Below are 12,941 nucleotides of genomic sequence, written 5' to 3' on the forward strand. Positions count from 1 at the left end.
ACAACACCTCCACCAACTCCGCCGCCGCAGCCACCACATGCTCACAGTTGTCGAGCAGGATCAGCATCCGGCGTCGGGCACAGTGCTCGACCAGGCGCCCGGCCGCGTCGGCGGGGTCCTCGCCGAGGCGCAGCTCCTCGGCGCCCGCGCCGCGCAGGACGGTCTCGCGGGCGCCGACGGCGCCGAGGACGGCCTCGGTGACGGCCTCCGGGTCGGTGACGGGGGCGAGTTCGACGAGCCAGACCCCGTCGGGCCAGGCGCCGGCGACGCGTTCGGCGGCCTCCTGGGAGAGCCGGGTCTTGCCGACGCCGCCGGGGCCGAGCAGGGTGACGAGCCGTGACCGCCGCAACTCGGCCGCCAGCTGCTCCAGTTCGGCGTCGCGACCGAGGAAGCTGGTGAGCCGGGCCCGGAGGTTCCCGGGGGTGGCGGCGGGCGGCGCCGGGGTCGCGGGCGCCGCCGGAGCGGGCTCGGGAAGCGCCAGCAACCCGGCGTGGAGGGACCGCAGTTCGGGTGACGGGTCGGCGCCGAGGCGGTCGGCGAGCTCGCGGCGGAAGGTGTCGTACGCCGCCAGCGCCTCCGCCGAGCGGCCGGTGTCCCGCAGCGCACGGAGGCGCAGCGCCTGGAGGGGTTCGTCGAGCGGGTGGGCCTCGCACAGGGCGGTCAGCTCGGGCAGCGCGCCGGCCGCCTCGCCCAGCGCGAGGGCGGCCGCGAGGCGGGCCCGGCGGGCGTCCAGGAGGCGGGCCTCCCAGCGCGCGGCCTCGGCCTCGCGGTCCGGCAGGTCGGCGAGGGGGTCGCCCTTCCACAGGCCGAGGGCCTCGTCGAGGAGCTCCGCGGCCCGTCCGGGGCGGCCGGCGTCGAGCTCCCGGGCGCCGTCGGCGGCCTTCCGCTCGAAGCGGAAGACGTCCACGTCCTCGCGGGCGGCGGCCAGCCGGTAGCCGCCCTCCACGGAGAGCACCCGCTCGTGGCCGAGCGCCCTGCGCAACCGGCCCACCAGCGCCTGGAGCGCGGCGACCGGGTCGGCCGGCGGCTCGGTGCCCCACACCTCGTCGACCAGCACGCCCACGGGCACGGCGCGGCCGGCCCGCAGCGCGAGCGCGGTCAGCAGCGCGCGGACCCGGGGCCCGCCGACGGCGACGTCGGTGCCTTCTGACGTGTGGGCCCGCGCCGGGCCGAGGACGGAGTAGCGCACGGGCCCATTCTCCCGTCCGGCGGCCCGGGTGCCGGAACGAGGCCCCACCGCAGGAACCGGCCACCGGGCCCGGTACGTTTCCCGGGCACCAGCCGCCCGTCCGGTCCGTCGCCCCTGGAGTCCCGAATGACCACGACCGCCCACCGCCGTCACGAACAGCGGATCAGCCCCGTCTTCCTGGCGATCCTCGCGGTGATGGGCGTCACCGGCTGGGCCGTGTGGACGGACTTCGCGGCCTCCACGGGCCTGGCGATCTTCCTCTTCGTGACCTCGGCGTGGATCGTCTCGCTCTGCCTCCACGAGTACGCGCACGCCCGCACCGCGCTGCACGGCGGCGACATCACCGTCGGCGCGAAGGGCTATCTGACCCTCAACCCGCTCGCGTACACGCACGCGGTCCTGAGCGTCGTCCTGCCGGTGCTCTTCGTCATCATGGGCGGCATCGGCCTGCCCGGCGGCGCGGTCTTCATCGAGCGGGACCGGGTCAGGGGCCGCTGGAAGCACAGCCTGATCTCCGCGGCGGGCCCGCTGGCGAACGTGCTGTTCGCGGTCGTCTGCACGGCGCCGTTCTGGCTGGGCGCGCTCGACGGGGTGCCGCTCGCCTTCCAGTACGCGCTCGCGTTCCTGGCGTTCCTCCAGGTGACGGCGGCGCTGCTGAACTTCCTGCCGGTGCCGGGACTCGACGGCTACGGAGTGGTCGAGCCGTGGCTGTCGTACCGGATCAAGCGCCAGATCGAGCCGTACGCGCCGTACGGCTTCTTCGTCGTGATCGCGCTGCTCTTCGTCCCGGCGATCAACGGGGCGTTCTTCGACGGCGTGGACGCGCTGATGCGGGCGCTCGGGGTTCCGGAGCTGTCGCGCTACTGCGGCTCGGACCTCTTCCGCTTCTGGGAGGAGACCCCCGAGTTCTGCCTGGCCTAGGCGCGGCCCCGCGGCCCGGCGGGCTAGCCGTTCGCGGCGGAGGCCTTGGCGCGGCGGATGTAGTACCAGGCCATGTTCGAGGACAGTCCGGCGAGCAGCACCCAGACGATGCCGATGAGGTTGCCCTGGACGAAGGAGACGACGGCCGCGACGACGGCGAGCGCGCAGACGACCAGGGCGTAGAGGGCGAGGCGGGGCATGGGGGTCGGCTCCTGTCCGGGTACGGCGGGTGGTGCCCGTCCAGTGTCCCCCATGCCCCGGTCCGCTCCGGGACCGGCTCGGTCGGCCGGCTCAGACGTCGGTGACGCGCAGGCCCGCGTGGGCCTTGTAGCGGCGGTTGACCGAGATCAGGTTGGCGACCAGCGACTCGACCTGGTGGGCGTTGCGCAGCCGGCCGGCGAAGACGCCGCGCATGCCGGGGATGCGGCCGGCGAGGGCCTGCACGATCTCGACGTCGGCGCGGACCTCGCCGAGGACCATCACGTCGGTGTCGATCTCGTCGATCGACTCGTCCTGGAGCAGCACCGCCGACAGGTGGTGGAAGGCGGCGGTGACCCGCGCGTCGGGCAGCAGCGCGGCGGCCTGCTCGGCGGCCGAGCCCTCCTCCGGCTTGAGCGCGTAGGCGCCCTTCTTGTCGAAGCCCAGCGGGTTGACGCAGTCGACGACGAGCTTGCCGGCGAGCTCCTCGCGCAGCGCCTCCAGCGTCTTGGCGTGCCCTTCCCACGGCACGGCGACGATCACGATGTCGCTGCGGCGGGCGCACTCGGCGTTGTCGGCTCCCTCGACGCCGAGGCCGAGCTCGCCCGCGGCGGCCAGCGCCCGGTCGGCGGCACGGGAGCCGATGATCACCTTCTGGCCGGCCTTGGCGAGGCGGTAGGCCAGGCCGCGGCCCTGGTCGCCGGTGCCGCCGAGGACGCCGACGACCAGGCCGGAGACGTCGGGGAGGTCCCAGGGGTCCTTGGGGGCGGGGGCGGGGCTGCTGGAGGAGGGCGTGGAAGTCATGGCCCCGACATTACCGACCGGTCGGCGCGGTGGATCCCGTACGGGTGAGAGTTGTCCGAACGCCCTCGCCCGGGGCCCGGGCAGGCCATGATGCGGGGCCATGGACGCCGTACGTGTCGCGCTGCTGCGCGAAGTGCTCGCCGGTACGGAGTGGCCGGCGGCGGCCCGTCGCTTCGCGGGCTCCCTGCGCTCCTCCGTCGTCTCGCACGGCGGCGGACTGCTGCTGGTCGGGACGGAGCAGTACGAGCCCTGGCACCTGGCCGCCCACCTGGTCGACGAGTCGGCCTGGTCCGGCTGCCCGGAGCTCGCGCCGACCCTCGTCCGGCACCGGGTGCGGCCCGGCGACCCGGCGCACCTGTCCGTCGGGCTCGGGCGGATCGAGTCGGCGGGGCGCGGTGCGACGCTCCTGATGGTGGCGCCCTCGCGGCCGGACGAGGGCCTGCTCGAACGGGTCCACGACGCCCGCAGGGCCGGGGCGACGGTGCTGTCCCTGGACGGCGGCGACACGGAGCTGCGCGGCCTCGCGCACGAGACGCTGGCCGTGGCGGCGGACGCCGAGGTGGACCTGGACACCGTCCAGCACCTGGTGAGCGCGGCGACCGGGGAGAACTGCCTGCCGCCGGCCCCGCGCGGGCGTCTGCGGTTCCGCGACCGGCTCTCGCGCCTCGCCGACCAGCTGACGGCGCCGCCGCCGGCGCGGTGGTGAGAGAGCGGCCGGTCCTCACCGCCCGCTGCGGCGAGGGGGGCCTGGCGGCGTCGCCGCCGGGCGGCGCGGAGGGCCCCGGGCCGGCCCCACCGCGCGGTGGGGCCCGCGCGTAATTCGGTTGCCCGCGGCAGCCGCCCCGGCCGAGCATGGCCCCTCGTGAAACGCCTCCTCCGTCTGCTCCCCGATCTCGCGCCCTGGCGCTCCTCCCGTGACTTCCGGCTCCTGTGGGTGCAGGGGATCGTGGCGTACTTCGCGAGCTTCATGGCGCTGATCGCGCTGCCGCTGCAGATCAAGGACCTCACCGACTCGCCGTTCGCGGTGGGGGCGATGGGCGCGGTGGAGCTGGTGCCGCTGGTCGTGTTCGGTCTGTACGGCGGGGCGCTCGCCGACGCGGTCGACCGGCGCAAGGTGATCGTGGCGACCGAGGCGGGGCTCACCCTCCTGGCCCTCGTCCTGCTCCTGAACGCGCTGCTGCCGCAGCCGCTGCTCTGGCCGCTGTACGTGGTCGCCGCGGGCGTCTCCGCGCTCGCCGGGCTGCAGCGGCCGGCGCTCGACTCGCTGATGGCCCGGATCGTGCCGCACGAGCAGCAGACGGCCGCCGCCGCGCTGAACTCGCTGCGCTGGCAGCTGGGGTCCATCGCCGGTCCCGCGCTCGCGGGTCTGGTCGTCGCCTACGCGGGGCACGCCCCGGCGTACGGGGTGGCCGTCGGTGGCTTCGTCGTGTCGGTGCTGCTGTGCCGGCGGCTGTCGCCCGCGCCCGCGGCGCACGACGCGGAGCGGCCGTCGCTGCGCGGGATCGTGGAGGGCGCGCGCTATGCGTGTGCGCGTCCGGTGCTGCTCGGCACGTACGCGATCGACCTCGCGGCGATGTTCTTCGCCTTCCCGAACACGATCTTCCCCTTCCTGGCGGACGAGCTGGACGCGAAGTGGGCGCTCGGGCTGATGTACGCCGCCGGTTCGGTCGGCTCCCTCGTGCTGGGGCTCACCAGCGGCTGGACCTCGAAGGTGCGCCGGCACGGGGTGCTGGTCGTGGCCGGTGCGACGGGCTGGGGCGTGGCCATCGCGGCGGCGGGCTGGTTCGGGAACGTGTGGCTGGTGCTGCTGTGCCTGGCGTTCGCGGGCGCCGGCGACATGCTGAGCGGGCTGGGCCGGTCGACCATCTGGAACCAGACGATCCCCGAGGAGCTGCGCGGGCGGCTCGCGGGCATCGAGGTGCTGTCGTACAGCGTGGGCCCGCAGCTCGGGCAGGTCAGGGCGGGCACGATGGCCGGCTGGACGGGCACCCGGGCGGCGGTCTGGTCGGGCGGAGTGGCGTGCGTGGCTTCGGTGGGGCTGCTCTGCCTGGCGCTGCCGAAGCTGCTGGCGTACGACGCAGAGAAGGACGAGGACGCGCTGGCCCGCAAGGCGCAGCAGGCGGCGGCCGCCGCCTGAGGGGCCGCGCTCACCGGCGCCACCGTCCTCGGGCGGGCCGTGCCAGGGCGGTCAGGACGACGACGCCCACGGCCTCGACGACGATCGTGGGGCGCACCAGGGGCGCGTCGATCGACTCCTGGAAGCCGAACAGTCCGGTGGTCAGGCTGAGCACGAGCGCCCCGAGCGTGCCGGCCGTGAAGAGCGCGGTGCCGAGGGCGACGGCCCCCAGCAGGCGGGCGGGCGCCACCAGCAGGGCCGCCGCGAGGACGCAGCCGACGATGCCGTTGATCAGGAACAGGGTGCCGATGGTGGCGAGGCTGCGGTAGCCGTCGGCCCACAGGTGCAGATGGATCGCGGCCATCGCCGCGGTGAGCCCGGCGGCGAGGACGCGCGGCACGAGCCGGTGTCCGGCACGCCGGTCCCTAGTAGCCATTGCCCGACCCGTTGCCCGGTGTGGTGTCCGTCGCGCCGCCCACCGAGATCTCGGTCTTCATGCCCATGTCCTTGTGGCCGTCGACCGGGCAGTAGACCTCGTACGTGCCGGACTTCAGGGTCACCTTGAGGGTGTCCGACTCGCCCGGTCCGAGCGTCTTGGTCTTGTTCTCCCCGCCGGGTCCCTCGATCTCCAGGGCGTGGTCGTGGTGCCCGGTGTTCTTGACGGTGAAGGAGTAGGCGCCCGGCTCGAAGGTCTTCTGCGAGAGCGTGATGCGGAAGTCGGCCAGGTCCGCCTTCACCTGGGTCGTGCCGGGGTTCGCCGGGGTCGCCGGGCCGGGGGTGGTCGCCGCGGGCGGCGGCGGGGGCGGGGTGCCGCTGCCGGTGCCGCCGCCTCCGTCTCCGCAGGCGGCGAGCAGGGCGGCCAGGGCGCCGGCCGACAGGCCGAGGGCGACGCGGCCGCGGATGCGTGACGTGCGCGGAGTGTTCATCGTTCCGGTCATGGTTCGGTCCTCCCGCAAGGGATACGGTCCGGCCGCGGAAAGGGATTGCGCGGACAATGGACGAGGGGCGGCGACAGGCAATCCCCCGGGGGCTGCGGAACGTATCCATGGGTATGCGGCACATGGGCCCGTCCCTCGGGCGGGTACCCGACGAGGCACTGCTCACCGGTCTGACCACGGGCGACCAGGAGATCGCGGTGGCTTTCGTACGCCGGTTCCAGCGCGTCGTCTTCGGGGTGGCCGTCGCCGTCGTCGGCGACCCGCAGCTGGCCGAGGACATCGCCCAGCAGACCTTCGAGCGGGCCTGGCGGCACGCCCAGGTGTACGACCCGCGGCGCGGCTCGGTACGGAGCTGGCTCACGACCATCGCGCACAATCTGGCCGTCGACGCCGTACGCGCCCGGCGGGCGACGCCGGTGGCCCCCGAGGACCTGGACGCGCTGCTCGGGTCCGTGACCGAGACCCCGGAGCGGCGGGCGGTGGCCGAGGACGGCTCGGCGCGGGTCCGGCGGGCGGTGCGGCAGCTGCCGCCGGAGCAGGCGAGGGCGCTGGTGATGGCCGGGATCTACGGGATGACGGCCCGGGAGGTCGCGGCCTTCGAGTCCGTTCCGCTGGGCACGGCCAAGACCCGGATCAGGGCGGGGACGGCGAAGCTGCGAACGGCTCTGGAGCGGGAGGAGGAGGGGCGGTGAGCGGCATGGAGTGCGCGCGACTGCGGGAGCTCGCCGCCGAGCTGGCGCTCGGGGTGCTGCCGGCCCGGGAACGGGCGGAGGCGGTCGCCCATCTGGACCGCTGCCCGGACTGCCGGGAGCACGTGGAGCGGCTGACGGCGGTCGGGGACGGTCTGCTCGGGCTGCTGCCGGAGGCCGAGCCGCCGGTCGGCTTCGAGAGCCGGGTGGTGGCCGCGCTGGCCCCGGCGCCGGCGCGTCGGCCCCGCGGCCGGCGGCTCCGGCTGGCCGGGGCGGCGGTGGCCGCGGCGCTGGCCTTCGGTTTCGGCGGCTGGGCGGTCGGCACCGTGGTGGAGGGCGCGCCCGCCGTCTCCACCCACCCGGCTCTCGTCGAGGCGGCGCTGGTCTCCGGCGGGCACGAGGTCGGCCAGGTCTTCGCCCACCCGGGAGAGCCGGGCTGGGTGTACATGTCGGTGGACCTGGAGGGGGCCGGCGCGGACGGCGGGCGGGTGCGGTGCGTGCTGGACCGCTCCGACGGCGGTTCCGTGGCGCTCGGCTCGTTCGCGCTCGAGGACGGCTACGGCTACTGGGGCGCTCCGGCGGACCTCGGTCCCGCGGCGCCGGCCGCTGTCAGGCTGCTCGGCGCGGACGGGACCGTCCTGGCCACGGCGCACTTCTCCTAGTCGGCGGACTCCCCGGTGTCACCGGTCTTGTCGTGCCAGCGGGGGTCGGTCTCCCACTCCTCGTTCCGTTCCCGTGCCGTCTCCATGGCGCGGGACGCCTCCTCGCGGCTGGTGTACGGACCGAAGCGGTTCTTGGCGGGGCACTCCGGGCCCTCCTCGACCTTCTTGTGCTCCAGGCAGTAGTACCACTCGCCCGGCTTGCCGGCCGTGCGCTTCTTGAACAGGGCCATCGTCGGCTCCTTCCTCTGTCGCCATGCTGCCCCAGACGCGGTCGTTAGACTCGCTGACATGTCTGGCCAGTCGCTTCTCGTACCGGGGGAGCTCTCCCCCCACCGTTCCGTTCCGGGGTCCATCCGCCGCCCCGAGTACGTCGGAAAGCCCGCCCCCACCCCGTACTCCGGTCCCGAGGTGCAGGACTCCGACACCATCGAGCGGATGCGGATCGCCGGCCGTATCGCCGCGCAGGCGATGGAGGAGGCCGCCAAGCACATCGCGCCCGGTGTCACCACGGACGAGCTGGACCGGGTCGCGCACGAGTTCATGTGCGACCACGGTGCCTATCCGTCGACGCTGGGCTACCGCGGCTTCCCGAAGTCGCTGTGCTCGTCGGTCAACGAGGTCATCTGCCACGGCATCCCCGACTCGACCGTCCTCAAGGACGGCGACATCGTGAACCTGGACGTGACCGCGTACATCAACGGCGTCCACGGCGACAACAACGCCACCTATCTGTGCGGCGACGTCGACGAGGAGTCGCGGCTGCTCGTGGAGCGGACCCGGGAGTCCCTGAACCGGGCCATCAAGGCGGTCAAGCCGGGCCGCCAGGTCAACATCATCGGCCGGGTCATCGAGTCGTACGCCAAGCGCTTCGGCTACGGCGTCGTACGCGACTTCACGGGGCACGGCATCAACTCGTCGTTCCATTCCGGGCTGATCATTCCGCACTACGACTCGCCGCACCACACCACGGTGATCCAGCCCGGCATGACCTTCACGATCGAGCCGATGCTGACGCTGGGCACCCACGAGTACGACATGTGGGACGACGGCTGGACCGTGGTGACCAAGGACCGGAAGCGGACGGCGCAGTTCGAGCACACGCTCGTGGTGACCGAGACCGGGGCCGAGATTCTTACGTTGCCCTGATCCGTCCGAGGGGTAGCGTTTTACCGACAGGACGTCGGGAACCAGTTGACTTAGGTAAGCCTAAGTCGCCATGATCCTCCTGGTTCCCGACCCCGAGGATCCCGGAGGCACGCCTTGGACACGCCTTTCTCCACGCTCATCCGCACCGCCTCGCACGAGCAGCACACGGAAGCGGAGACGTCGTCGTTCATGAGCGACCTGCTCGGCGGACGCCTGGCCGTGGACGCCTACGCGCGCTACACGGAGCAGCTCTGGTTCGTCTACCGGGCCCTGGAGGACGGCGCCGAGGCGCTGACGGCCGACCCGGTGGCCGGGCCCTTCATACGCCCCGAGCTGTTCCGCACGGCCGCCCTGGAGCAGGACCTCGCCCATCTGCGGGGCCCCGACTGGCGCGCCGGACTCACCGCCCTGCCGGCCACCGCGGCGTACGCGGAGCGGGTCGCCGAGTGCGCCCGCGACTGGCCCGCCGGCTATGTGGCCCACCACTACACCCGTTATCTGGGCGACCTCTCGGGCGGCCAGATCATCCGCGACAAGGCCGAGCGCACCTGGGGCTTCGCCCGCAAGGGCGACGGCGTGCGCTTCTACGTCTTCGACGCGATCCCCAACCCGGCCGCCTTCAAGCGGGCGTACCGGGAGCTCCTCGACGGGGTGAACGCGGACGACCTGGAGAAGCAGCGGATCATCGACGAGTGCAAGCGCGCCTTCGACTTCAACGGGGCGGTGTTCCGCGAACTGGCGGGCGAGTTCCCGCTCAGCGCCGCCTGACCGCCCCGGACGGGTCCGGGAGCGCTCAGAGGGTGAGCGTCCGCTCCAGCCGGACCCGGCCGCCCAGTTCGACGATGCCGTCCGGGCCCGGGGCGGTGAGCAGCTGGGAGCCCCGGCCCTGGGTGATGTTGAGCGCCCGACCCAGCTCCGCCGTGAGCAGCAGCGCCGCCGCGCCCGTCGCCTCGTCCTCGTCGATGCCGTCGCCGCGCCCGGGGAAGGCCCGGGCGCGGACCCGCCCGGCGGCCTCGTCCTCCCAGGCCCAGGCGTAGATCCACTCCCCCGGCTCCGGGACGTCCAGGGCGTCGACCTCGGCGGCCGAGGCGTAACGCCTCAGCGTGCGCGGCGGGGCCCACTCGGCGCGGGCCTCGATCCAGGTGAACTCGCCGTCGCCGCGCACCCACACCTCGCCCGCCGGCGGGCGGACCACCTCCAGGTCCAGCAGCCAGGCGGCACCCACGAGCGGGTGGCCGGCGAAGGGCAGGCGCAGACCGGGCGTGTAGATGTCGACGTTCCCGCGCTCCGGGTCGTCCACGAACACGGTCTCGCTGAAGCCGAGCTCCTTGGCGAGCGCCTGCCGGGACGCCTCGTCCGGGTGGCCGCGTCCGTCGCGCACGACACCCAGCGCGTTGCCGTGCCGGCCGTCGCCCGCACAGAAGACCCGCAGGACGTCGATGTCAGTGAGCGTCGTGTTCATGGCGGAATTGAAGCACCCAGGCCCGCCTTCGCGCCCGCACTCCCGAGGAAGGGGGCGCGGACGCGCCCGCCGCGGGTCCGGGGCCCGGGGTGCTACCGGCGCGTACCCCGAACCAGGACAATCCGCCCCGCTTGACCAGTCCTTGACCAAGCCCTGAAGTCCCCATGAGCCAGCCGTGACCGTGCCGTGTCCGAGCCACCGGCCCTGAGAGCTGAATCACTGGACGGGTGGGTATTGCTGAGGTAAGCCTCGGTTAAGTTAGGTCCGCCTCACCCCGTCCCCAGCGCCGTGTCCCCGAGTGGAGCCCCCATGCGAGCCGTCCGTCTCACCGTCGTCACCGCCGCCGCCACCGCGGCGACTCTGGCCGCCGTCACGGGCTGCACCCAGAAAAGCGACGCCAAGTCCGAGGACGGCGCCGTGCAGGTGATCGCGAAGGACGACTCCTGCGAGGTCTCCAAGACGGAGTTCCCGGCCGGGCACCTCAAGCTGAACGTGGAGAACCGCGGCAGCAAGGTCACCGAGGTCTACGTCCTCTACCCGGACGACCGGATCGTCGCCGAGCGCGAGAACATCGGCCCCGGCACCAAGGCCTCCATCACCGCCGAGATCAAGGCCGGCGACTACGAGATCGCCTGCAAGCCCGGCATGAAGGGCGACGGGATCCGCCGGCAGGTCAAGGCCACCGGTACCGGTGCCGCCGCCGCGAAGCGCTCCCCCGAGATGGACGCCGCCGTCGCCGCCTACCGCCAGTACGTGCAGGCGCAGGCCGACGAGACGCTCCCGAAGGTGAAGACCTTCACCGACGCCGTCCGCGCCGGTGACGTCGAGGCCGCCAAGAAGGCGTACGCCGACTCCCGCATCGGCTGGGAGCGCACCGAGCCCGTCGCCGAGTCCTTCGGCGACATCGACCCCAAGGTCGACGTGCGCGAGGACGGCCTGGAGGCCGGCCAGGACCCGGCGAAGGACTGGACCGGCTGGCACCGCCTGGAGAAGGCGCTGTGGCAGGACAAGAAGATCGGCGACCGCGAGAAGCAGCTCGCCGCCCTCCTGGACAAGGACCTGGCGGACTGGCAGAAGCGGGTCGGCAAGGCCGACATCACTCCCACCTCCATGGCCAACGGCGCCAAGGAGCTCCTGGACGAGGTCGCCACCGGCAAGGTCACCGGCGAGGAGGAGCGTTACTCCCACACCGACCTGGTCGACTTCAAGGCCAACGTCGAGGGTGCCCAGAAGTCCTTCGAGCTGCTCAAGCCGGTCGCGCAGAAGAACGACCCCAAGCTCGTCGCCGAGCTCGACAAGCAGTTCGCCGCGCTGAACACGCTGCTCGACAAGTACCGCACGGACAAGGCGAGCTACGTCTTCACCTCGTACGACAAGGTCTCCAAGGAGCAGCGCAAGGAGCTCTCGGACGGCGTCAACGCGCTGGCCGAGCCGCTCTCCAAGCTCGCCGCCGCGGTCGTGAAGTAGCAGGGCAGGGGGACACCACCATGACCGAGCACATCGAGAACACCGGGAACACCGGGAACGCCGGGAACACCGAGGCGATCGCCGGGGAGCCGGCCGCCACCGCGCCCTCCCGTCGCAGCGTCATCGGCTGGGGCGGTGCCGGCCTCGCGCTCGGCGCCGTCGCGGCCGGCGGCACCGTCGCCCTGACCCGGGGCGGCGGCGACTCCACCGCCCCGGTGGCGGAGAGCGGCGCGGCCGTCCCCTTCCACGGCGAGCACCAGGCCGGCATCGCCACCGCCGTCCAGGACCGGCTGCACTTCGCGGCGTTCGACGTGAAGACGAAGGACCGCGCCGAGCTGATCCAGCTCCTGAAGGACTGGACCCGTGCCGCCGAGCGCATGACCCAGGGCCACGAGGTCGGCGAGGGCGCCTACGGCGGTCTGCCGGAGGCCCCGCCGGACGACACCGGCGAGGCCCTCGGCCTCAAGCCCTCCCGGCTCACGATCACCATCGGCTTCGGCCCCTCCCTCTTCGACGGCCGGTTCGGGCTCGCGGGCAAGCGCCCGGCGGCCCTGGTCGACCTGCCCAAGTTCCCCGGCGACAACCTGGACCCGGCCCGCAGCGGCGGCGACCTGTGCGTCCAGGCCTGCGCGGACGACCCGCAGGTCGCCGTGCACGCGATCCGCAACCTGGCCCGCATCGGCTTCGGCAAGGTCGCGGTGCGCTGGTCGCAGCTGGGCTTCGGCAAGACCTCCTCGACCACCCCGGACGCGCAGACCCCGCGCAACCTGTTCGGCTTCAAGGACGGCACCCGCAACATCGCGGGCACCGAGACCGACCGCCTGGACAAGCACGTGTGGGTGTCGGGCAAGGGCGCGGAGGGTCCGGCCGCCTGGATGGACGGCGGCTCGTACCTGGTCGCCCGCCGGATCCGGATGAACGTCGAGACCTGGGACCGCACCCCGCTCGCCGAGCAGGAGGACATCTTCGGCCGCGACAAGAAGGAAGGCGCGCCCGTCGGCAAGGCCAAGGAGCACGACGAGCCGTTCCTGAAGGCCATGAAGCCGGACTCGCACGTGCGCCTGGCGCACCCCGACTCCAACGGCGGGGCGACCATCCTGCGCCGCGGCTACTCCTTCACCGACGGCACGGACGGCCTGGGCCGTCTGGACGCGGGCCTGTTCTTCCTCGCGTACATGCGGGACGTCCGTACCGGCTTCATCCCGGTGCAGACCTCGCTGTCGCGGCACGACGCGCTCAACGAGTACACCCAGCACGTGGGTTCGGCACTGTTCGCGATCCCCCCGGGCGTCCGTGACAAGGACGACTGGTGGGGCCGGGCGCTGTTCGCCTAGGCCCGGGCCGCGTAC

The 12,941-nt window shown here is 73.3% G+C and carries 16 protein-coding genes; 9 read left to right on the plus strand and 7 right to left on the minus strand.

Going from position 1 to position 12,941, the window contains the following annotated elements:
* A partial coding sequence (locus tag ACH414_RS03980; RefSeq protein WP_398940757.1) for a BTAD domain-containing putative transcriptional regulator occupies nt 1-1,189 on the minus strand: 1,189 nt, incomplete at its 3' end.
* 126 nt (nt 1,190-1,315) lie between these two features.
* Between ACH414_RS03980 and ACH414_RS03985 the strand changes: the two genes are divergently transcribed.
* Complete coding sequence (locus tag ACH414_RS03985; protein ID WP_382543004.1) at nt 1,316-2,110, plus strand: site-2 protease family protein; 795 nt, start codon at nt 1,316-1,318, stop codon at nt 2,108-2,110.
* 23 nt (nt 2,111-2,133) lie between these two features.
* Here ACH414_RS03985 and ACH414_RS03990 read toward each other — a convergent pair whose 3' ends face one another.
* Together ACH414_RS03990 and npdG are read right to left on the minus strand one after the other, a co-directional pair.
* The gene (locus ACH414_RS03990; protein ID WP_382543007.1) at nt 2,134-2,364 is read right to left on the minus strand and encodes a hypothetical protein; all 231 of its coding nucleotides are present in this window, start codon (nt 2,362-2,364) and stop codon (nt 2,134-2,136) included.
* A gap of 37 nt (nt 2,365-2,401) precedes the next feature.
* Nucleotides 2,402-3,112 (minus strand): NADPH-dependent F420 reductase, encoded by a 711-nt coding sequence (gene npdG, locus ACH414_RS03995; protein WP_382543010.1) that lies wholly within the window; start codon nt 3,110-3,112, stop codon nt 2,402-2,404.
* Nucleotides 3,113-3,212: 100 nt separating this feature from the next.
* Here npdG and ACH414_RS04000 point away from each other — a divergent pair, with 100 nt between their 5' ends.
* Together ACH414_RS04000 and ACH414_RS04005 are read left to right on the plus strand one after the other, a co-directional pair.
* Complete coding sequence (locus tag ACH414_RS04000) at nt 3,213-3,818, plus strand: hypothetical protein (RefSeq protein ID WP_382543013.1); 606 nt, start codon at nt 3,213-3,215, stop codon at nt 3,816-3,818.
* Between the two features lie 156 nt (nt 3,819-3,974).
* Complete coding sequence (locus ACH414_RS04005; protein WP_382543016.1) at nt 3,975-5,249, plus strand: MFS transporter; 1,275 nt, start codon at nt 3,975-3,977, stop codon at nt 5,247-5,249.
* A gap of 10 nt (nt 5,250-5,259) precedes the next feature.
* On the opposite strand, the gene ACH414_RS04010 is transcribed toward ACH414_RS04005, so the two are convergent.
* The gene (locus ACH414_RS04010) at nt 5,260-5,664 is read right to left on the minus strand and encodes a hypothetical protein (protein WP_382543018.1); all 405 of its coding nucleotides are present in this window, start codon (nt 5,662-5,664) and stop codon (nt 5,260-5,262) included.
* The gene (locus tag ACH414_RS04015) at nt 5,654-6,166 is read right to left on the minus strand and encodes a plastocyanin/azurin family copper-binding protein (RefSeq protein ID WP_382543021.1); all 513 of its coding nucleotides are present in this window, start codon (nt 6,164-6,166) and stop codon (nt 5,654-5,656) included. The genes ACH414_RS04010 and ACH414_RS04015 overlap by 11 nt, the downstream gene beginning before the upstream one ends.
* A gap of 113 nt (nt 6,167-6,279) precedes the next feature.
* Between ACH414_RS04015 and ACH414_RS04020 the strand changes: the two genes are divergently transcribed.
* Together ACH414_RS04020 and ACH414_RS04025 are read left to right on the plus strand one after the other, a co-directional pair.
* Nucleotides 6,280-6,858, plus strand: coding sequence for an RNA polymerase sigma factor (locus tag ACH414_RS04020; protein WP_382543831.1), 579 nt, complete (start codon nt 6,280-6,282; stop codon nt 6,856-6,858).
* A gap of 5 nt (nt 6,859-6,863) precedes the next feature.
* Complete coding sequence (locus ACH414_RS04025) at nt 6,864-7,517, plus strand: zf-HC2 domain-containing protein (RefSeq protein WP_398941114.1); 654 nt, start codon at nt 6,864-6,866, stop codon at nt 7,515-7,517.
* Here ACH414_RS04025 and ACH414_RS04030 read toward each other — a convergent pair.
* Complete coding sequence (locus ACH414_RS04030; protein WP_382543024.1) at nt 7,514-7,747, minus strand: hypothetical protein; 234 nt, start codon at nt 7,745-7,747, stop codon at nt 7,514-7,516. The genes ACH414_RS04025 and ACH414_RS04030 overlap by 4 nt on opposite strands.
* Before the next feature lie 58 nt (nt 7,748-7,805).
* Here ACH414_RS04030 and map point away from each other — a divergent pair, with 58 nt between their 5' ends.
* Complete coding sequence (gene map / locus ACH414_RS04035; protein ID WP_382543027.1) at nt 7,806-8,663, plus strand: type I methionyl aminopeptidase; 858 nt, start codon at nt 7,806-7,808, stop codon at nt 8,661-8,663.
* A gap of 114 nt (nt 8,664-8,777) precedes the next feature.
* Nucleotides 8,778-9,431, plus strand: a complete 654-nt coding sequence (locus tag ACH414_RS04040) for a heme oxygenase (biliverdin-producing) (protein ID WP_382543030.1) — start codon at nt 8,778-8,780, stop codon at nt 9,429-9,431.
* Between the two features lie 25 nt (nt 9,432-9,456).
* Here ACH414_RS04040 and ACH414_RS04045 read toward each other — a convergent pair whose 3' ends face one another.
* Entirely contained in the window at nt 9,457-10,125 is a 669-nt protein-coding gene (locus ACH414_RS04045) for a PhzF family phenazine biosynthesis protein (protein ID WP_382543033.1), read from the minus strand.
* A 309-nt stretch (nt 10,126-10,434) separates the two neighbouring features.
* Between ACH414_RS04045 and efeO the strand changes: the two genes are divergently transcribed.
* Nucleotides 10,435-11,592 carry an iron uptake system protein EfeO gene (gene efeO, locus ACH414_RS04050; protein WP_382543036.1) on the plus strand — a complete coding sequence of 386 codons (1,158 nt, stop codon included), beginning with the start codon at nt 10,435-10,437 and terminating at the stop codon, nt 11,590-11,592.
* Between the two features lie 20 nt (nt 11,593-11,612).
* Entirely contained in the window at nt 11,613-12,926 is a 1,314-nt protein-coding gene (efeB, locus tag ACH414_RS04055; RefSeq protein WP_382543039.1) for an iron uptake transporter deferrochelatase/peroxidase subunit, read from the plus strand.
* The last annotated feature ends 15 nt before the right edge of the window (nt 12,927-12,941 follow it).

This window comes from Streptomyces sp. NPDC020422 (assembly GCF_044386705.1).
In the GTDB taxonomy this organism is placed as follows: domain Bacteria; phylum Actinomycetota; class Actinomycetes; order Streptomycetales; family Streptomycetaceae; genus Streptomyces.